We start from the raw sequence: 20991 nt of genomic DNA, 5'->3' as shown, positions 1-20991 counted from the left end.
AGGAAAGAAGTATGAACAAAAAATTAATGGCACTGACAATGGCGGCGGCTATGGTTGGCGCGGTGGGATGTGTAACGGCATCCGCAGAGGAAGCAGAGGGCTACACCTATGGTGTGGACACGACCTTCCATTCCGACGAACCGGTAACGTATTCCATGATGTTCTCCGACCACGAGAACTATCCGCTGGATGAGAACTGGCGTCTCTGGAGCGCGATTGAGGAGAGAACAAATGTTACTTTCGACCTTACTTCCGTAGCAAGAACAGACTACAACGATAAGGTATCCGCTATGGTAAACAGCGGAAGCGCTCCGTACATCATTCCGAAGATCTATGATTCTTCACCCTACGAGGACAGCGGCCAGGTAGTTGCAATCAGCGACTGGGTACAGTATATGCCGAACTACTCCAAGCAGGTAGAGGAGTGGGGCATGGAAGAGGATCTGAAGCAGATTTACGCAGCCGATGGTAAATATTACCGTCTTCCGGGTATGTGGGAAGAAGTGGCAGGCGGCTACTCTCTTATCATCCGCAAGGATATCTTCGAGGCGGCAGGCGTTGACATGAGCACAGAGCCGACCTGGACATGGGAGGATTTCTATGAGGCGCTGAAGCTGGTGCAGGAATACACCGGAAAAGATAACATCTGGTCCGACCAGTTCCAGTTTGGCTGCACGATGAACATTGCGGCGATTACTTACAATGTAACAGCCGGTAACTCCCAGGACGGCGGCGACTGGGGTCTGAAGGATGGTACAAAGTTCAACTTTGATACAAACGAATTCTACTTTGCAGATACAACAGAAGAGTACAAGGAGTTCCTGACATACTTCCACAAGCTGTATGAGGAAGGCATCCTGGACCCGGAAACCTTTACACAGGATTCCACACAGGCACAGGCGAAATTCTTCCGCGGCGATTCCTATGTGCTGGCAGCAAACTATCAGATCCTGTCTGATATTATTGCAAACAACAAAGTGACAGATGAAGGTGCAGAGCTGTACTTCATGACCACACCGTCAGGTCCGGCGGGTAACGTAAAGGTTTCCAGCGGCGCAGGACGTCTGGAAAACGGTATCATGATCAGCCAGAACGCACTGGATGAGCTTGGTGAAGAAGAGTTCATCAAGATGCTCCGTTTCATCGACTGGCTGTGGTACTCTGATGAAGGTCATGAGCTGAGCCAGTGGGGCGTTGAGGGCGAGACCTATACAAAGGATGCTGACGGAAATATCGTACTGAACGAGGACATCTACTATAACGGCTTCAATGCAGGCGCAGAGAAGCAGCTCAACGTAGACTATGGCTTCGGCGGCGGTGTATTCGCATACGGCGGAAATACCTTCATCCAGCTCTCCAAGTTTACCGAGGGTGAAAAAGAGTGGAACGAGAGAATCAACGCGAATAAGGAGCCGGTTCAGCTTATGCCGCCGGTACTGGCAGACGAGCTTCAGAAGGAAGACCTGAACCTTATCAAGGTTCCGCTGATGGATTATGTAAATACTTCTGCGCTGGAATTCATCACCGGCAAGAAGGACCTCGATGCTGACTGGGATGCTTATGTAACAGAGTGCATGGACAATCTGAAAGCATCTGAGTATGTAGAGATGGTTAATGAAATTTTCAATGATACAAAGGATGTGCTTGGATACTAAGCAATAGCAGTAGGATGCTGAGCCATTAAAGCAGGGGCTGCCGCGGGAGACTGCGGCGGCCTTTTGCATCTTAAGTAAGTACGTTAATAGATTATCACAAAAAATTTTCTGGAGAACATTATGGCTTATTTAAAATTTAGCAAGGATACGACAATCAATATCATTCTGGATGCGCAGGCAGGCCCCGGAATTTGCAGAATCCGCGAAAAGGTTGCAAAGGATATCCGGGAAACGACAGGCGCCTGCGTGCAGTGCGGCGCGGAAGGCGGCAGTAATCAGGCGGTGCTGGCGGCGACGCTGGGAGAGGGTACGCTGGCGGATACACTGACGGAGCGTATACCGGAGCTGAAGACGCTTGCCGGAAGATGGGAAAGCTACGGCTTCTATCTGGCGGAGCAGCCGCTGGAGGGCGTGGAGCGTGCGCTGGTGATCGTGGGCAGCGACCGCACTGGCACCATCTACGGAATGTTCCATCTTTCCGAGCTGCTCGGCGTGACGGCGACCGGCTTCTGGGGAGATGTCACGCCGCCTGCCTGGGAGAGCGCGCTTCTCACAGACGAAACGGAGACGGAAGGAGCACAGGACGGTCATCTTGTAAAGCGTGTGACGGGCGGTATCTCGAAGGAACCCTCCGTAAAGTTCCGCGGCTTCTTTATCAACGATGAGTGGCCCTGCTACGGAAACTGGACGTTTTCACATTACCAGGGCTTTACGGCGGAAATGTACGACCATGTGTTTGAGTACCTTCTGCGCATGAAAGGCAACTATCTCTGGCCGGCGATGTGGACCTCGTCCTTTTTGCTGGACGGACCGGGGCTTTCCTCCATGCAGCTTGCAACAGAGTACGGTATCTATATCGGTATGTCGCACCACGAGCCCTGTATGCGCTCCGGAGAGGAATTTTCCATTTTCAAGGGGGAAAATTCTCCCTACGGAACGGAATGGAATTATGATGTAAATAAAGAGGGACTGCTGAAATTCTGGGAGGACGGTCTGACGCGCGTGAAGGACGAGCAGATTTTCCCGACCGTCGGAATGCGCGGCGAGCGCGACAGCAAGCTGCTGGGCGATGACGCGACGATTGCGGAGAATGTCCGTCAGCTAAAGGAAATTATCACGAACCAGCGCAAGCTGATTGCGCAGCATGTAAATCCCGATTTGAAGAAGGTGCCGCAGCTTTTTGCCATTTATAAGGAAGTGGAGGATTATTACTTCGGGGACGGCAGAATCGCCGGTATCCGCGGCTTTGAGGAGCTGGAGGATGTGACGCTTCTGTTCTGTGAGGATAATTTCGGCAGTATGCGCGCGCTTCCGCAGGGGGCGGAGCGGCAGCATCCGGGCGGCTTCGGCATGTATTACCATGTGGATTACCACGGTTCGCCAATCTCCTTTGAGTGGGTAAATTCCACGCCGCTTGTAAGAATCTGGGAGCAGATGTCGGAGGCGTATGAGTACGGCGTCCGCAATCTCTGGATTGTGAATGTGGGAGATGTAAAGTTCCAGGAATACCCGCTGGGATATTTTATGGAGCTTGCCTATGATTTTGAGACCTGGGGCGGCGGTTCCTCTGAAAAGGTGAGGGAATACACCGCGCAGTGGATACAGAAGCAGTTCGGCGCTTATGCTTCCGAAGAGCAGTGCCGGGACATCACCTGGGTGCTGGAGGAGGCGGTGCGGCTGGCAGGCTATCGCCGTCCGGAGGCGCTGAATGATACGGTTTATCATCCCGCCCATTACAATGAGGGCAGAAGGATGCTGAAGCGCTGCGAGGCGCTGGAGCAGAAGACAGAGCAGCTTCTGGCGGAGCTTTCCGGCACACCGGCAGAGAAAGGGTATTTCAGCATGATTTACTACCCGGCGGCGGGCATTGCCAACCTTCTGAAGATGCATCTGACCTCCGGCATGAACCATCTGTATGCGTCGCAGGGCAGGGCAGTCGCCAATGTATACGGACAGCAGATGCAGGCGTGCATCGAAAAGGATGCAGCGCTGGCGGCGCGGATGCGGGAGTTTAACGGCGGAAAATGGAGCGGCATGGAGCTGGAGCAGCACATCGGCTTCGTAAACTGGAACGACGAGGACTGGCGCTATCCGGTGCAGCATGTTCTGACGCTTCCGCAGAAGCCGCGACTGACAGTATCGCGCGCGGACGGTACAGGGAGCTACACGAACCAGTATTTCCCGAAGCCGCTCGTTATCGACGATTTCTGCTATGCGGGGAAGGAGAAGGTGACGATACAGATTGCAAACGGCGGCACGGGCAGCGTAGAGTGGAAGATATCCGGAGCGTGCGACTGTCTGGAATTTTCCGCGCGCGAGGGCAGCACAGAGCTGCTTGACGAGGTGGAGATCACCTTCCTGCGCGAGAAGCTGCCGGTGGGACAGTCGGCAGAGTGCGAATGCCGCATCAGCACGGAGACGGAATATGTGCCGCTGCGCATTCTTTGCAGAAATGAAAGCCTGGCGGCGGTTCCGTTCGGCGCATATGTGATGCAGAACGGGCTCTGCGCGGCGGACGCGGCGGGCTTTTCCGTGAAATTTGGCGGCATGTGCGCTGACGGCAGAGCGGCGTTTGAAAAGCTGGAGGATTATGGAAAATATGGAAGCGGCATGAAGGTATTCCCGACGACGGCGGTCTACAAAAAGGCAGACTGGGAGGACGGCAGCGCACCGTCGCTTCTCTACGAAATCTGGGCAGAGGAGGAGCAGGACTGTATTCTGGAGCTGCGCACCTCCCCGGCGAATCCGCTGGTAAACGGAGGACTTCTGCAGACCGGCGTGCGCGTCAATGAAGAAGAGATACAGACCCTGACGCTGACAGGACCTGATTATCGCGGCGGCGACCCGGACTGCGAGGCGTGGTGCACCGCCGTGCTCGACCAGGAGCATCGCGCAGAGCTGCCGGTGCATATCCGGAAGGGCGTAAACAAAATCACGCTGTATGCGGGTGACGCGGGCGTGGTGCTGGAGCGGCTGCTGGTCTATGCGCCGGATAAAAAGCCGCTGCCCTCCTATATGGGACCGGAGACGAGCTTCCGGAAGCAATGACGCTTATCTGACGGGCAGACCGGTGCCGGAGAGAGGGCGCCCTGCCGGAGGACAAAACAGAGCGGGAATGCCGGCAGGCGCCCCGCCGGAGGACAAAGCAGGGTGGGGATGCCGGCAGGCGCCCCGCCGGAGGACAAAGCAGAGTGGGAATGCCGGCAGGCGCCCCGCCGGAGGCATCACGGCAAAATGGGACTAGACATAAGAAAGGAAACAGCAGGAAAGTATGAAAAGAGAAGAGGCAAGAAAAAGGGCGGAGGCGCTGGTCGCGCAGATGACGGTAGAGGAGAAGGCGAGCCAGCTCAAATATGACGCCCCGGCAATTAAAAGGCTGGGAATACCGGCGTATAACTGGTGGAACGAGGCGCTCCACGGCGTGGCGAGAGCCGGTCAGGCGACGGTATTCCCGCAGGCTATCGGACTTGGCGCAACGTTTGACGAGGCGCTGCTCGGTGAGATTGCCGATGTGATTGCGACTGAGGGACGTGCGAAATACAACGCCTATGCGGCGAAGGAGGACCGGGATATTTACAAGGGGCTGACATTCTGGTCCCCGAATGTGAACATTTTCCGGGACCCCCGCTGGGGACGCGGACATGAGACCTACGGGGAGGACCCCTGTCTTACCAGCCGCCTCGGCGTGGCGTTTGTGAAAGGGCTGCAGGGCGACGGGGAAACAATGAAGGCGGCGGCGTGCGCGAAGCACTTCGCGGTGCACTCCGGACCGGAGGCGGTGCGCCACGAGTTCAATGCGGAGGCGTCGGCAAAGGATATGGAGGAGACCTATCTTCCGGCGTTTGAGGCATTGGTGAAGGAAGCGGATGTGGAAGCGGTCATGGGCGCCTACAACCGCACGAACGGCGAGGCGTGCTGCGCCAGCCCGGTGCTGCAGAAAATCCTTCGCGAAGACTGGGGCTTTGAGGGACATTTTGTTTCGGACTGCTGGGCTATCCGTGATTTCCACGAGCACCATATGCTGACGGCGACGGCGAAGGAATCGGCGGCGATGGCAATCAACAGCGGCTGCGATTTAAACTGCGGAAATACGTATCTGCATATTTTGCACGCTTACCGGGACGGGCTGGTATCCGAGGAGACCATCACGGAGGCGGCGGTGCGCTTGTTTACGACGCGCTTCCTGCTCGGTCTTTTTGACGGCAGCGAGTATGACGATATTCCGTATACGGTGGTGGAATCGAAAGAGCATCTGGCGCTGGCGGAGAAGGCGGCGCTGGAGAGCGCGGTGCTTCTGAAAAACAACGGGATCCTGCCGCTGAAAAAGGAGCGCCTGAGGACGGTGGGCGTAATTGGACCGAATGCGGACAGCCGCGCGGCGCTGGCGGGAAATTATCACGGAACGGCGTCGCGCTACGAGACGATTCAGCAGGGTCTGCAGGACTATCTTGGGGAGGATGTGCGTGTGCTGACGAGCGTCGGCTGTGCGCTGTCGGAGGACCGCACCGAGAAGCTTGCCCTGGCGGGCGACCGTCTGGCGGAGGCGCAGATTGTTGCGGAGAACAGTGACGTGGTGATCCTCTGTCTCGGTCTGGATGAGACGCTGGAGGGCGAAGAGGGAGATACCGGAAACAGCTATGCTTCCGGCGACAAGGAAACGCTTCTGCTCCCGGAGGCGCAGCGTGATCTGATGGAGGCGGTGGCGGCGACCGGAAAACCGGTGGTGCTCTGCATGATGAGCGGCAGCGACCTGGATATGAGCTATGCAGCGGAGCATTTTGATGCGATCCTGCAGCTCTGGTATCCGGGCAGCCAGGGCGGAAGCGCGGCGGCGAAGCTGCTGTTCGGCGAGGTATCTCCTTCCGGAAAGCTTCCGGTAACCTTCTATGAGACACTGGAGGAGCTCCCGGCGTTTGAGGATTACTCCATGAAGGGCAGAACCTACCGCTACATGGGGCATCCGGCGCAGTATCCGTTCGGCTTCGGGCTGACCTACGGGGACGTGCGTGTGACGGATGCCAACATCCGGGGCGCTTCTGCGGAGGGCGACCTGACGCTGGCGGTGACGGCGGAAAATGCCGGAAATGCCGTAACCGACGAGGTGCTTCAGATTTATGTGAAGTGCACGGACAGCGCCAATGCAGTTCCGAATCCGGCGCTGGCGGCTTTCGGACGCATCCATCTGGAGGCGGGCGAGAAAAAAACAATCGAAATGACGGTGCCCGCGCGGGCGTTCACGGTGGTGGACGAAGCGGGCGTGCGCAGCCGGGACGGAAAACAGTTTGTGATATATGCGGGCGTCAGCCAGCCTGATGCGCGCAGCCGGGAGCTGACCGGAAAGGCTCCGGTGGAGATAACGTATCATATTATATGATGTATATCCCGCGATATGTAGAGAGCGGGAAAAGGCGGCGCCGGATGTAAAAGTCCGGCGCCGCGCAGATTTTGAAGCATTCATTTACCGGTGGTAAAATCACGGAAATTCTGGTAAGATGTAGAGTATCGGGTGAAAAATAAAAATGCCATGTCACCGGGAGGGAGACGCAGAGAAAATGAAAGAAATTACAAAGCAGAGAATAAAGAATACCATCGCGGAGGCGATTGCGGATGGGACGACAGCGGGCGTAAATCTGCTGGTTTTAAAGGATGGGGCGGAAATCTTTTATGATGAGCAGGGGTATGCCGATATAGAGCAGGAAATGCCAGTAAAGCGGAACACCATTTTCCGGCTGTATTCCATGACAAAGCCAGTTACTGCGGCTGCGGCGATGCTTCTGATGGAGCGCGGAAAGCTGGACCTGGCGCAGCCGGTGGCGGAGATTCTGCCGGGCTTTCGTCATCTTACGGTTGAGAAGGACGGAAAAATTGAACCGGCAAAGACGCAGATGAACGTACTGCATCTGCTGAACATGACCTCCGGGCTTACTTACGGGGACAATGAGACTGTGGCGGGAAGGCAGACCGGCGCGTACATTGAGGAATGCACGCAGCGCCTGTTTACAGACAGAGAAGTGACGACGATGGAGTTTGCCAATCATGTGGGAACGCTGCCGCTCGCCTTCGAGCCGGATTCTTCCTGGCGGTACGGACTTTCGGCGGATGTTCTGGGAGCGGTGATCGAACAGATTTCCGGGATGCGCTTCGGGGATTTCCTGAAGGAGAATTTATTTGAGCCGCTGCAGATGCGGGATACGGATTTCTGGGTGCCCGCGGAAAAGCAGGCGCGCCTCGCGTCTGTTTATGAGACATTGGAGGACGGGACGATGCGGCTTTATACGGACAGTCATCTGGCGGTGCCGAACCGGAAGGATAAACGCCCGGCATACGAGGCGGGCGGCGCGGGGCTGGTATCGACCATCGACGATTACGCAAGGTTTGCGCAGATGCTGCTAAACGGCGGAAGACTGGGCGGCAGGCAGATTCTCGCTCCGCAGACAGTGCACTATCTTACGACCGGAAAGCTGACGGACGCGCAGCAGGCGGCGCACCGGAGCTGGGTGGGGCTGGAGGGCTTTACTTACTCACACCTCATGCGTATCATGGAATACCCGCAGATGGCGTCCGGGCTGGCGCGCGAAGGAGAATACGGCTGGGATGGCTGGCTTGGCTGTTACTTTGCAAACTTCCCGAAGGAAAACATGTGCCTGCTGCTGATGCAGCAGAAAAAAGACGCCGGAACCATCACCATGACCAGAAAAATCCGCAACATTCTGCTGGCGGATACGGAAATTGGATAGCGGTTGTATAGAGATATGCGGTATATAAACAGATAATTATATGAACCGGGCAGGATGCCCGGTTTTTGTGTTGCCATGCATACGACAAAAACGTCCAGTGGACGTTTTTTAGTGCATGAGAAACATGTGTATAAGGCATGCTGTAACAGAGGATTTATGCAGGTAGTTTACATGAGGAGCAGACGGGTTAAGAATTTGTAAGAAATCTTCATCTGAAAAGTAAGAATTTTCTGGTATGCTGAAAGCAGAACAGGAAGGGGGAAGGAAAAATGAAAAAAACAGCAGTTTTCAAAAGTATGATGGCAAGGAGGATATGTCTGGCTCTGGCACTGGCGGCTGTGCTGACGGTGCCGGTAAAGGCACGCAACATTGGGGGGAAATGTGTACAAAATGTGCCGCAACGATGTTTTCACGGATTATGAAAACCGGAATGCGAAAAAGATTGTTACAGAGATAAACGGGGACGGCACATTCCAGGCGGAAGATCTGGGTGTCTGGCTGCGTGATACCGGCATTTATGATATTTCCCTTCTGCGGGAAGAGGGTGGTTATCTGAAAGAAGAGTTTTACAGCTTCCGGCAGGAGCGCGTGGATGACGCGTACTACTATAACGAGGATGCATCATACGTTGACTTTACCTGCCTTGTGAAAGCAGGTGACGTGATAGCAGTATCAGATACAGAAAGAGAAACTGTGGAAAGAGTAGAAATCGATGGAAGCTTTACAACCAGAACAGAAACAACCGTCAATGTAAATGCACTTCTTCCCGCAGTTGATGCACCGTGAATAATGGAAGAGCAGACCGGTGAAATATCAGGCTGGATGACTGCCATAACAGATGAAACGGAATTTACAGACGGCTCATTAGATTGACAGCCGGAAGCAGCAATAGTAAAATCGGAATAAAGAAAGAAAAAGGGCGGAGCTTTTTGCATCTGCCCGAAAACGGGGATGAGTTATGCAAAGAAAAGCAAAAGCGATTCTGCATGCGGCGGCAGTGTTCCTGATTCATATTTTTACAGTTTCTTTCAGCAGAGTGGCATGGAGAATGGATACGTCTCTTGTTGTGAAAGAACTTGCGGGTAATTGTCTGAATTTGTGGAGCGTATTTACGGCAGTTTATCTTTATACGAAGTATGTTATGAAGATTTCTCTGGCAGATGTCTATTGCAGAAAACCACTGTTTCTGCGGCGCTGGTGCATTGTTGCCGTGCTTCTTCCTGCTGTGGTGGATATGTTCTACCTGTTTTGCGTGAAGGGGACGCTGGCATTCGAAAATCCCACGCTGCAGGATTTGCTCAGGATTTTCGTATCGAATGTTTTGGGACAGGGGATCCGGGCGGCTGTGACGGAGGAACTGCTTTACCGGGGGCTTGCCTTTCGCGCGTTGCAGACTGGTTTCGGAAAAAAAGGCGCGGCAGCGGCATCTGTTTTCACATATACCCTGATCCAGTGTATGGCAATGTCATTTTTGAATGTGAAAGACGCGCTTCTGACGATACTGGGAACATTTCTGATGGGGACGGCGCTGACGCTGGTTGTCTGTGAGAGCGGTTCTATCTGGTCGGCGGTGCTGATTCATGCGCTGTATAGCATTTTTGCGGGAGACGGACAAATTTTGCATATTGATACAAACCAGAGCTTTCCGGCTATCTGGACTTATACCCTGGAAACGGACAACTGGCTGCTTATAGGTATGCCCGGAATGAATACCATATACAGGGCGCTGCCTTCCATGCTTGGCTTTTTGCTGACAGGGATACTGGCGGTATGCTGGATGAGAAAGGCAGGCAGGACGGGAGCGGTCACAGGAAAGAGAGGCGGTCCGGATGGAGCATAACAACATACTGATGATTGAAGACGACCCGGCAATCCGGGAGGGTGTGCGCATTCTGCTGGAGGGAGAGGGGTATCACGTGGAGGAAGCGGAAAACGGCAGGATGGGGCTGGAAAAACTGACGGAGAATACTCATCTTGTAATACTGGACATTATGATGCCGGGAATCTCCGGAATCAGGACCTGTGAGGAAATCCGCAAGGTATCGAATGTGCCGGTGCTGTTTCTGACGGCAAAAGAGCAGGAATCCGATAAGGTAATCGGTCTGACGGCGGGCGGGGACGATTATCTGGTAAAGCCGTTTTCTTATGCGGAGCTGCTTGCCAGGGTAAAGGCGCTGCTGCGCAGGCGCAACGTTTACGACAAAGCAGCACAGGAGGAAAAGAGCAATCTGCCCGAATGGTTAAAGAAGGGCGACATCCGTATCTGCACCATACAGAACAGTGTGTTTGTGCGGGGAGAGGAAGTGAATCTCACAGAACTGGAATACCGGCTGCTGCTTCTTTTCATGGAATATCCGCAGAAAATATTTTCCGCGCGCAATCTCTATGAGAGCGCATGGGAGGAGCCGTTTGACCTCGGCTCTGCAAACACAGTGATGGTGCATATCCGCAGGCTCAGAAAAAAAGTGGAGGAGGATGCGCAGAATCCGAAGCTTATCGAAACCGTATGGGGAAAGGGATACCGCCTTGGCAGATAAAATACGTGTGGACAGCCTGACAGGAAAGATGGTAACGCGCCTGCTGCGTGGGCTGGACGTTGGTCTGTTTGTTTTTGTTGTGCTTTATTTTGGGAGCGTGAATATTCTGCAGTATGATACGCAGTGGAGCTTTCTGCTCTATCATGAGGAGGAGAAAGGGCTGGAAGCGCTCCAGATTTATGCAGACAAGAATCACCTGGCGGCGACAGATGCCGCAAAAATCCGGAAATGGGCAGAAGAAAACGGGTTTGCGGAGCTGAAAATTTACCGGGAGGATGAAATTTTATTTGACAGCAAAGTAAAGGACAGGGACAGCCGCGGCACGGAGGAAGGGTCAGGCGTCTGGGCGAGCGGCATAAGCCAGTATGCAAGAAAATATACGGAGGTCGTTCACTTTGCAGATGGAGACGCTTTTGTTTATCTGTACAGTGGTCTGGCAGAAAAATATTTTCATCTGATTTTTGGTATCACGGTGATGCTGGGCTTTGCAGCCTGTCTGGGCGTCTTTATCCAGGGGATGCAGGAGGATGTGCGGTATATCCGGTGTCTGCAGCGCGAGGTGGCGGTAATCAGCCGGGGAAATCTGGAGGAGAAGGTGACGATACAGGGAGAGGATGAGCTGGCGCAGCTCGCACGCGGACTGGACAGTATGCGGCAGGAATTAAAGGAGCATGAGCAGACGGAGAAGGAACTGCGCGCGGCGCAGGAAAAGCTGGTGGTCGGCATGTCGCATGACCTGCGCACGCCGCTGACAGGGCTGCTGACGTATATGGAGATTTTAAGAAAGCAGGAGCGTGAGGGAAATGTCAGCGGGGAATACATTGAGAAAGCGTACAGCCGCATCCTGCAGATAAAATCGATGTCTGACCGGATGTTTGAATTCTTTTTTATCGATTCCCAGAAAGAGACAGAGTTGGAGCCGCCGGAGGATATCCGCAGCGTGCTGGGGGATTACCTCTCGGAGCTGTGCGCCCTTTTAGCGGACGACGGCTTTTCGGTAAACGCGGACGGGCTGGAGTGGAGAAACGTCAGCATACAGGTAAATACCGATTATATGGGGCGTATCCTGAACAACATCATTTCCAATATCGAAAAATACGGCGACCGGGAGCGCGCGGTGCAGATAGAGCTTACCTGCGGGGCGGACCAGGTGGAGGTTCTTATCGCAAACGGAAGAGCCATGCCGGACAGCTACGTTGCCGGAACCGGCATCGGCGTGAAAAACGTCTCTATGATGATGGAAAAAATGGGCGGCTCTGCCAGAGTCGGAATCCTGGAGGATACCTACTGGATAGAGCTGCGCTTCCCGATATGTGAAGATACAACAAAATCCCACCGCTGCTGATGCAGAGATGGGACTTCTCCTGTGCCACAGTAAAAATTCCCCCTGCATAGCAGGGGGTAAATCTTTAGGCAGAAATCAACCAGTCAATCAGGTTGGCAGAGAATTATTAGCTTCAACAGACTGGATTTGCCATAACGCTTTTTGGTACGAGCATAGCATAAACTTATGAAAAAAATCAAGTTTGTGCACTGAAATGCAAAAACTTGATTTTTTTGCCGTTATCCTTTGGAACCGACCGGGGCGCCGCCGCCCATGACATTTCCGTTTTTGTCGATGATGCGCCCCTGGGAATCGACGTGCCCGCCCTCCGGCACAGCCCAGCCGCCGTCTTTTGAAAAGGTTTCTCCGCTGGGAGTGGCAATATTTCCGTTGCTGTCAACACGGGAACCCTTTGGCGGAACAAAGCCCTGCCCGGCGACATCTTCCACGCTGTCTGACGAATCATCTGCAGCAGTGGCGGAAACATTTCCTGTTTCTTTTGCCGCTGTCCGGCTTTCCGCCTGTGTGCTGAGCTCCGTTTCCGTCTGCGCGGCGGGCGCTTCGTTTGCACAGCCGGTCATCCCGGCAAGCAAAACCGCTATACAGATTCCTGCAAATCTTCTCTTTTTCATATTCACGTCCTCCTTCAATTCATTTCTGCAAGATTTCCAGCACCCTACCTTGAAGCACGGGAGTGGCTTACATTTATTGTATCACGGGAAAAGCTTAATATTAGCTTACAAATTCTTAATAATCATGAATATCAGGGCGCGATTCGGGCTGTTTTTAGATAAAAATTTTACTGAAACAAAATCTCTGTCGTTTTTGAGTGAAACTTCTTGACAATTACATCGGACTTCGATATATTATAGATAGAACCTCGATATATCGAAGTGAAATAGTGAGGATGTATATGGATAGTAAAATCAAACGGATTTATGTACCGATGACGGAAAGCGGTTTTTATATTTTGTTCTGTCTCCAGCAGCCGCAGCATGGTTACGGAATCAGCCAGCAGGTCAGGCAGATGACAGGAGGAGAGCTGATCATCAGTGCGGGTACGATGTACGGAACGCTTTCGAAAATGGAAAAAGACGGGCTGCTTGCCTTTCAAAGGGAAGAAGAAAAAAGAAAAATTTATCAGATTACAGAGCTTGGAAAAGAAGTCTTAAATCTTGAACTGAAACGTATAGAACGTTTGTATAAAAATAGCAAAGGAGAGGGAGTAAATGAGTAACAGAAAAACGGTAATACGCTTTTTTACCATCGCGGATTACGAGGAGGAAGAAGCCTGGCTGCATGAGCAGCATAAAAACGGATGGAAACTATCGAAAATGATTCCGCCGTGCTTCTTCATCTTCGAGCAATGCACGCCGGAGGATGTGGCGTACCGGCTGGACTATAAAAATAACACAGAAAACAGTCACTATTTTCAGATGTTTCGGGATTATGGCTGGGAATATATCGGGCGATGCGTTGGATGGCTATATTTCCGGAAACCGTTATCAGAAACAAATTCCGAACAGGATGGAGAAATTTTCTCCGACAACGAATCAAGAGTGGAATTGATCAACCATGTAATGAAAACCCGGCTGCTTCCGCTTATGATAATCTTCCTCTGCTGCGTGTTTCCGAATTTTATCAGAAGCATAGAGACCAGCGACTCCCTTGCAGTCGTGTTCACGGTTTTGTTTGCTGTCCTGACGCTGCTATATCTTTATCTGCTTGCTTATTGCGGGCTGAAACTGCGAAAACTGAGAGAAAAATACAGAAATGACTGAAACACTTGCTTTTGGAAAGACCGTCACCCCGCCAGGCGACGGCTTTTCAATTCTGCTTGCATTTTTTTGCAGGATGTTGTTATAATGCATAAGGAAATAAGCAGGAAATGATTTAGATAAAGGATAGAGTGATTTATGGCAAAAAAGACATATGACGCGGCGAGTATATCTGTGCTGGAGGGACTGGAGGCGGTCCGCAAACGACCGGGTATGTATATCGGCAGCGTGTCCCGGAAGGGATTGAACCATCTGGTATATGAAATTGTAGATAATGCGGTGGATGAGCATCTGGCGGGCTATTGCAGCCAGATAGAGGTGTATCTGGAAAAAGACGGCTCTGCCACTGTAAACGATAACGGGCGCGGCGTGCCGGTGGATATGCATGAAAAAGGCGTCCCGGCGGAGCGACTGGTGTTTACGACACTGCACGCGGGCGGAAAATTTGACAATGACAGCTACAAGACCAGCGGCGGTCTGCACGGCGTCGGTTCTTCGGTGGTAAACGCACTGTCGACGTATCTGGACGTGCAGGTGAGCCTCGGCGGACAGATTCATCATGACCGATTCGAGCGGGGGGTGCCGGTGGTGGAGCTGGAAAAAGGTCTGCTTCCGGTGACGGGAAAGACAAAAAAGACCGGAACCTGCATCAACTTTCTGCCGGATCCGGAAATATTTGAAAAAACGCAGTTCGCGGCAGAGGAAATCAAAAGCCGTCTGCATGAGACTGCTTACCTGAATCCGGCGCTGACGATTATTTTTGAGGACCGCCGCGGCGCCGAGACGGAGCATCTGGAATACCACGAGCCGGACGGCATCATCGGTTTTGTGAAGGATTTAAACCGCAACAAAGAGACGGTGCAGGATCCGCCGGTATATTTAAAGGGCGAACTGGACGGCATCACGGTGGAGTGCGCGTTCCAGTATGTGAATGAATTTCACGAAAACGTGCTCGGCTTCTGCAACAACATTTACAACGCGGAGGGCGGCACGCATCTGACCGGTTTTAAGACGGCGTTTACCGCCATCATGAACAATTACGCCAGAGAACTTGGCATTTTAAAAGAAAAGGACGCAAACTTTACTGGCGCGGATATCCGCAACGGCATGACGGCGGTAGTGTCCGTGAAGCACCCGGCGCCGCGCTTCGAGGGTCAGACAAAGACGAAGCTGGACAACCAGGACGCTGCAAAGGCGGTCGCCAAGGTGGTTGGCGACGAGGCGGTGCTGTATTTCGACCGCAATCTGGAAACCCTGAAAAAGGTGCTATCCTGCGCGGAGCGGGCGGCAAAAATCCGCCGGACAGAAGAGAAAGCAAAGACAAACCTTCTGACGAAGCAGAAATACTCCTTTGATTCCAACGGCAAGCTGGCAAACTGCGAGAGCAGAAAGCCGGAGCTGTGCGAGATATTTATCGTGGAGGGAGATTCCGCGGGCGGTTCGGCAAAAATGGCGCGCAACCGCAGCTTCCAGGCAATCATGCCTATCCGCGGAAAAATTCTCAACGTGGAAAAGGCAAGCATCGACAAGGTGCTGGCAAACGCGGAAATCAAGACGATGATAAATGCTTTCGGCTGCGGATTCTCGGAGGGCTATGGAAACGACTTCGATATCTCGAAGCTGCGATACGATAAAATCATTATCATGGCGGATGCCGACGTGGACGGCGCGCATATCAGCACGCTGCTGCTGACGCTGTTCTACCGCTTCATGCCGGAGCTGATTTACGAGGGGCACATCTACATCGCGATGCCGCCGCTTTACAAGGCGATGCCGGCGCGCGGACCGGAGGAATATCTGTACGACGACAAGGCGCTGGAAAAATACCGGAAGACACATAAGAACTTCACGCTGCAGCGCTACAAGGGTCTCGGTGAAATGGACGCGCAGCAGCTCTGGGAGACGACCCTGAACCCGGAAACGCGTGTGCTAAGGCGCGTAGAAATCGAGGATGCGCGCATGGCCTCCAGTGTCACGGAAATGCTGATGGGCACCGAAGTGCCGCCGCGCAAGGCATTCATCTACGAGCACGCGAAAGACGCCGAGCTGGACGTATAAGCTATTAGAAACAAAAAGGAAATTTGAGGTAATACAAATATATGGAAAACACACAGCAGCAGATTATCCGTACCGAATATTCGGAAATCATGCAGAAATCTTATATAGACTACGCAATGAGCGTTATCGTATCCCGCGCGCTCCCGGATGTGCGCGACGGGCTGAAGCCGGTGCAGCGCCGGACGCTCTACGACATGTACGAGCTGGGCATCCGCTACGACCGCCCGTACCGCAAATGCGCGCGTATCGTCGGCGACACAATGGGTAAATATCACCCGCACGGCGACAGCTCCATCTACGAGGCGCTGGTAGTGATGGCGCAGGAATTCAAAAAAGGGCTTCCCCTGGTGGACGGACACGGAAACTTCGGGTCCATCGAGGGGGACGGCGCCGCGGCAATGCGTTACACGGAGGCGCGGCTGCAGAAAGTCACGCAGGAGGCGTTCCTTGCCGACCTCGACAAAAACGTTGTCCCGTTCGTGCCCAACTTTGACGAGACGGAAAAGGAGCCGGAAGTCCTGCCGGTGCGCCTGCCAAACCTTCTGGTAAACGGGGCGGACGGCATTGCGGTCGGCATGGTGACCAGTATTCCGCCGCACAACCTCGGCGAAGTAATTGACGCGGTCATTGCCACCATCAAAAACAGTAACATCACCACGGAAGAACTGATGCAGTACATCCAGGGACCGGATTTCCCGACAGGGGGCATCGTGGTAAACAAGGATGAGCTGACGGATATCTACAAGACTGGCATGGGCAAAATCCGCATCCGTGGAAAGGTTGACGTGGAGAAAGGAAAAAACGGAAAAGAAAGCCTTGTGATCAGCGAGATTCCGTATACCATGATCGGCGCAAACATCGGCAAGTTTTTAAACGACGTGGCGGCTCTGGTGGAGACGAAAAAAACCACGGACATCGTGGACATTTCCAATCAGTCGTCCAAGGACGGCATTCGCATCGTGCTGGAGCTGCGCAAAAATGCCGACACCAACAATCTGATTAACATGCTTTATAAAAAAACGCGTCTGGAAGATACCTTCAGCGTGAATATGCTGGCGGTCTCGGACGGCAGACCGGAAACCCTGGGGCTGAAAAAAATCATCGAGCATCACATCGACTTCCAGTTTGAGGTAAACACGCGCAAATATCAGACATTACTTGAAAAAGAGCAGGCGAAGCGGGAGATTCAGGAGGGGCTGATAAAAGCGTGCGACGTCATCGACCTGATTATCGAGATCCTGCGCGGCAGCAAAAGCCGCGAGCAGGCAAAGGAATGTCTGGTAAACGGCGTCACAGAGGGAATCCGGTTCAAATCCAGAACCTCGAAAAAGCAGGCCGAGCAGCTTCATTTCACTGACGCGCAGGCGACGGCGATTCTGGAAATGCGGCTCTACAAGCTGATCGGGCTGGAAATTGCCGCCCTCCAGAAAGAACATGATGAGACGGTAAAAAACATCGCCCGCTACGAGGACCTCTTAAACAATTACGGCTCTATGGCAAAGCAGATCATCAAAGAGCTGCAGAGCCTGAAAAAGGAATATGCCGTGCCGCGGAAAACTGTGGTGGAAAACGGAGAGGAAGCAGTCTACGAGGAAAAGAAGCTGGAGGAGATGGAGGTCGTCTTTCTGATGGACCGCTTCGGTTATGCGCGCACCGTGGATGCGCAGACCTACGAGCGAAATAAGGAGACGGCGGACGCGGAAAGCCGCTACGTCATCCCCTGCATGAACACCGACAAAATCTGCCTGTTTACGGATACGGGCAGCCAGCATCTCATCAGGGTACTGGATGTGCCCTTCGGAAAATTCCGCGACAAGGGCAAGCCGATTGACAACTTCTGTAATTACAGCAGCGCGCGGGAGGCGATTGTCTATGTGGAAAGCCTGCAGCGGGTGAAAATGTCCCTGTTTGTCTTCGGGACGGCGCAGGGAATGGTGAAGCAGGTGGAGGGCAGCGAGTTTGACGTGGCAAAACGCACGATTGCGGCGACAAAGCTGCAGGAGGGTGACCGGCTCATCAGCGTCCACCGGATGGACGAGGCGGAGACGGCGGTATTTAAGACAGAGCACGATATCTGCCTGCGCATCCGTATCGGGGACATCCCACTCAAGAAAAAGGGCGCCATCGGCGTGCGCGGCATCCGCCTTGGAGAGGGCGACCGGGTGGAGGCAATGTATTATCCGGACGGCGAAAAAGACAAAACCATCCTTTATAAAGAAAAAGAAATCCGCCTGGACCGCCTGAAGGTGGCCGGGCGCGATACAAAGGGCACGAAGCTTCGCGGATAACCGGTGTCCGGTAAAAAATATGGAAAAAACAAGTAAATTAAAGGAAAAAGCTGAAAAAAACACTTGTTTTTCCAGATAAGAGTGCTATAATGAAGATGATAAGAATATGTTACTAGAGTGTGAGCGGGTTGAAAAACCCGCTCAATCTTATGTTGCCGGGCGCGCGGAAAAAGTGGAAACCGGGGCGGCTGTCACCGGGCGGAAGCGCAGCGGAGACCGGCATATCTGGAGGAATGCGGGGCGTATGACAAAAAGAGAAATGTATGAGCAGAAAACGGAGGCGATTCTGCAGCCGATCGTGGATGCAAACGGATTTGAGCTGGTGGATGTGGAGTATGTAAAGGAAGGCGGAAGCTGGTACCTGCGCGCGTACATCGACAAGCCGGGCGGCATTACGGTGGACGACTGCGAGCTGGTAAGCCGGGCGGCAAACGATATCCTGGATGAACAGGACTTTGTGGAGGAATCCTATATCTTTGAGGTCAGCTCTCCGGGTCTTGGGAGACCGCTGAAAAAAGAAAAGGATTTTGTGCGCAGCATCGGGGAAGAGGTGGAGATCCGCACGTTCCGCGCGATAGAAAAACAGAAGGAATTTTACGGTATCTTAAAGGCGTTTGATAAAGAATCGGTTACGATAGTATTGGAAGATGAAAGCGAAATGCAGATTGCGAGAGCGGATATCGCGCTGATCAGGCTGGCTTTCGATTTTTAAGGAGGAAAAAGGGAAAATGAATAACGAATTAATGGAAGCACTGGACGTGCTGGAGAAGGAGAAAAACATCAGCAAAGAAGTGCTTTTGGAAGCGATTGAACAGTCGCTGCTCCAGGCGTGCAAAAACCACTTTGGCAAGGCGGACAATGTGAAGGTGGATATCAATCCGGACACCTGCGAATTTTCCGTTCACGCGGAGAAGACCGTTGTGGAAGAGGTGGAGGACCCGGTAACGGAAATCAGCCTGGTTGACGCAAAGATGAAGGATTCCCGCTACGAGGTGGGCGATGTGGTAAATGTGGAGATCAAATCAAAGGAATTCGGACGTATCGCCACCCAGAACGCGAAAAACGTCATTCTCCAGAAAATCCGCGAGGAGGAGCGCAAGGTGCTGTACAACGAATATTACAGCAAGGAGCGCGAAGTTGTGACCGGTATCGTGCAGAGATACCTCGGCAGAAACGTCAGCATTAACCTCGGCAAGGTGGATGCGATTCTGAATGAAAACGAAATGGTAAAGGGCGAGACCTTCCGCCCGACCGAGCGCATAAAGGTATACGTGCTGGAGGTAAAGGATACGCCGAAGGGACCGAAGGTACTGGTTTCCCGCACGCATCCGGAGCTGGTAAAGCGCCTGTTTGAGAGCGAAGTGACAGAGGTGCGCGACGGCACCGTGGAAATCAAATGTATCGCCAGAGAGGCGGGCAACCGCACCAAGATGGCTGTCTGGTCCAACGACCCGGACGTCGATGCGGTGGGCGCCTGTGTCGGCATCAACGGCTCCCGCGTCAACACCATCGTGGAGGAGCTGCGCGGGGAGAAAATCGATATCATCAACTGGGATGAAAACCCGGCGCTGCTGATTGAGAATGCCCTCAGTCCGGCAAAGGTTATCTATGTTGCGGCGGACAACGATGAAAAGACCGCGAAGGTGGTCGTGCCGGATTACCAGCTTTCCCTGGCAATCGGAAAAGAAGGACAGAACGCGCGGCTTGCCGCAAGGCTTACCGGTTTCAAGATCGACATCAAGAGCGAGACGCAGGCGATCGAGGCGGGCGATTTTGATGAGATGGAGGAAGAGGAATATTACGAGGACGACTACGACGAGTACAGTGATACCTATGCTGACGATTACAGCGGACAGTATGAGGAAGGAGAGCTGTATGAGGAGGAGCCGGAAATGACGGAAGTGCCGGAGGACATGGAAGAACCGGAGCTGACGGAGGTGCCGGAGGACGCAGAAGAAGCGGAAACGACGGGAGATTCCGAAAGCCCGGCGGATCCGGAGACGGAAGAATAAGCGGGAGATAGAAAATGGGTCAGACAAAGAAGATTCCGCAGCGCAAATGCATCGGGTGCCAGGAAATGAAAAACAAAAAAGATATGATTCGTATCCTGCGCACGCCGGAGGAGGAGCTTGTGATTGATACAACAGGCAGAAAAAACGGAAGAGGCGCGTACCTGTGCTTTTCGATGGAATGCTTTGAGAAGGCGGTGAAGAGCAAAGGGCTGGAGCGCTCGCTGAAGACGGGCATTTCCCCTGCGGTATATGATAGTTTGAAAAAGGAGATAGAGCAGATTGAGACCAAATAGAATACTCTCCCTGGTCGGGCTTGCTGCGAAGGCAGGCAGAATCAGAAGCGGTGAATTTTCTACGGAAAAAGCAGTGAAGGCAGGAACTGCCCATCTGGTGCTTATATCCGGGGACGCCTCAGAGAACACCCGGAAAAAGTTTCAGAACATGTGCACATTCTATGAGGTACCGTTTTATCTTTACGGAACGAAGCAGGAACTGGGCACGGCGATTGGAAAAGAAATGCGTTCGTCGCTGGCGGTGACAGATGCGGGGCTTTCCGATGCTATAATGAAGGAACTGGCAAACAGAGACGAACGGAGGTAGTG

At 53.2% G+C, this 20991-nt stretch carries 17 protein-coding genes; 16 read left to right on the top strand and 1 reads right to left on the bottom strand.

The features are described from left to right. Positions 1 to 11: 11 nt before the first annotated feature. From NQ534_RS03145 to NQ534_RS03110, 8 genes are all read left to right on the top strand, one after another. Positions 12 to 1655 carry an extracellular solute-binding protein gene (locus tag NQ534_RS03145; RefSeq protein WP_006864195.1) on the top strand — a complete coding sequence of 548 codons (1644 nt, stop codon included), beginning with the start codon at positions 12 to 14 and terminating at the stop codon, positions 1653 to 1655. Between the two features lie 120 nt (positions 1656 to 1775). After that, a complete protein-coding gene (locus NQ534_RS03140; protein ID WP_006864196.1) occupies positions 1776 to 4703 on the top strand; it encodes a glycosyl hydrolase 115 family protein in 2928 nt (975 codons plus the stop codon). A gap of 223 nt (positions 4704 to 4926) precedes the next feature. Then, entirely contained in the window at positions 4927 to 7029 is a 2103-nt protein-coding gene (locus NQ534_RS03135; protein ID WP_006864198.1) for a glycoside hydrolase family 3 C-terminal domain-containing protein, read from the top strand. A gap of 178 nt (positions 7030 to 7207) precedes the next feature. Next, positions 7208 to 8392, top strand: coding sequence for a serine hydrolase domain-containing protein (locus NQ534_RS03130; RefSeq protein WP_040785251.1), 1185 nt, complete (start codon positions 7208 to 7210; stop codon positions 8390 to 8392). Between the two features lie 381 nt (positions 8393 to 8773). Further along, a complete protein-coding gene (locus NQ534_RS03125) occupies positions 8774 to 9178 on the top strand; it encodes a hypothetical protein (RefSeq protein ID WP_143115861.1) in 405 nt (134 codons plus the stop codon). Between the two features lie 172 nt (positions 9179 to 9350). Next, entirely contained in the window at positions 9351 to 10232 is an 882-nt protein-coding gene (locus NQ534_RS03120) for a CPBP family intramembrane glutamic endopeptidase (RefSeq protein ID WP_006864202.1), read from the top strand. Continuing rightward, complete coding sequence (locus NQ534_RS03115) at positions 10222 to 10929, top strand: response regulator transcription factor (RefSeq protein ID WP_006864203.1); 708 nt, start codon at positions 10222 to 10224, stop codon at positions 10927 to 10929. The genes NQ534_RS03120 and NQ534_RS03115 overlap by 11 nt, the downstream gene beginning before the upstream one ends. After that, positions 10919 to 12274, top strand: coding sequence for a sensor histidine kinase (locus tag NQ534_RS03110; RefSeq protein WP_006864204.1), 1356 nt, complete (start codon positions 10919 to 10921; stop codon positions 12272 to 12274). The genes NQ534_RS03115 and NQ534_RS03110 overlap by 11 nt, the downstream gene beginning before the upstream one ends. A gap of 218 nt (positions 12275 to 12492) precedes the next feature. Here NQ534_RS03110 and NQ534_RS03105 read toward each other — a convergent pair whose 3' ends face one another. Then, complete coding sequence (locus NQ534_RS03105) at positions 12493 to 12885, bottom strand: hypothetical protein (RefSeq protein WP_040785255.1); 393 nt, start codon at positions 12883 to 12885, stop codon at positions 12493 to 12495. Positions 12886 to 13166: 281 nt separating this feature from the next. Here NQ534_RS03105 and NQ534_RS03100 point away from each other — a divergent pair, with 281 nt between their 5' ends. From NQ534_RS03100 to NQ534_RS03065, 8 genes are all read left to right on the top strand, one after another. Then, positions 13167 to 13490 carry a PadR family transcriptional regulator gene (locus NQ534_RS03100; protein ID WP_040785256.1) on the top strand — a complete coding sequence of 108 codons (324 nt, stop codon included), beginning with the start codon at positions 13167 to 13169 and terminating at the stop codon, positions 13488 to 13490. After that, entirely contained in the window at positions 13483 to 14034 is a 552-nt protein-coding gene (locus NQ534_RS03095; RefSeq protein WP_006864208.1) for a DUF2812 domain-containing protein, read from the top strand. The genes NQ534_RS03100 and NQ534_RS03095 overlap by 8 nt, the downstream gene beginning before the upstream one ends. A 135-nt stretch (positions 14035 to 14169) precedes the next feature. Beyond that, a complete protein-coding gene (locus NQ534_RS03090; RefSeq protein ID WP_006864210.1) occupies positions 14170 to 16089 on the top strand; it encodes a DNA gyrase/topoisomerase IV subunit B in 1920 nt (639 codons plus the stop codon). Positions 16090 to 16130: 41 nt separating this feature from the next. After that, a complete protein-coding gene (locus NQ534_RS03085) occupies positions 16131 to 18377 on the top strand; it encodes a DNA gyrase/topoisomerase IV subunit A (RefSeq protein WP_006864211.1) in 2247 nt (748 codons plus the stop codon). A gap of 244 nt (positions 18378 to 18621) precedes the next feature. After that, positions 18622 to 19089, top strand: coding sequence for a ribosome maturation factor RimP (gene rimP / locus NQ534_RS03080; RefSeq protein ID WP_040785287.1), 468 nt, complete (start codon positions 18622 to 18624; stop codon positions 19087 to 19089). 16 nt (positions 19090 to 19105) lie between these two features. Next, positions 19106 to 20389: a transcription termination factor NusA gene (gene nusA / locus NQ534_RS03075; RefSeq protein WP_006864213.1), complete on the top strand. Its 1284-nt coding sequence runs from the start codon at positions 19106 to 19108 to the stop codon at positions 20387 to 20389. A 14-nt stretch (positions 20390 to 20403) separates the two neighbouring features. Continuing rightward, on the top strand, positions 20404 to 20682 hold the full coding sequence (gene rnpM / locus NQ534_RS03070; RefSeq protein WP_006864214.1) for an RNase P modulator RnpM: 279 nt from the start codon (positions 20404 to 20406) through the stop codon (positions 20680 to 20682). After that, complete coding sequence (locus NQ534_RS03065; protein ID WP_006864215.1) at positions 20669 to 20989, top strand: L7Ae/L30e/S12e/Gadd45 family ribosomal protein; 321 nt, start codon at positions 20669 to 20671, stop codon at positions 20987 to 20989. Before rnpM ends, NQ534_RS03065 begins: the two co-directional genes overlap by 14 nt. The last annotated feature ends 2 nt before the right edge of the window (positions 20990 to 20991 follow it).

Origin of the sequence: Marvinbryantia formatexigens DSM 14469, assembly GCF_025148285.1 — a bacterium.
Taxonomy (GTDB): Bacteria; Bacillota; Clostridia; order Lachnospirales; family Lachnospiraceae; genus Marvinbryantia; species Marvinbryantia formatexigens.
Note: the sequence above shows the minus strand (reverse complement) of the source record. Positions and strands in the feature narration are given on the sequence as shown.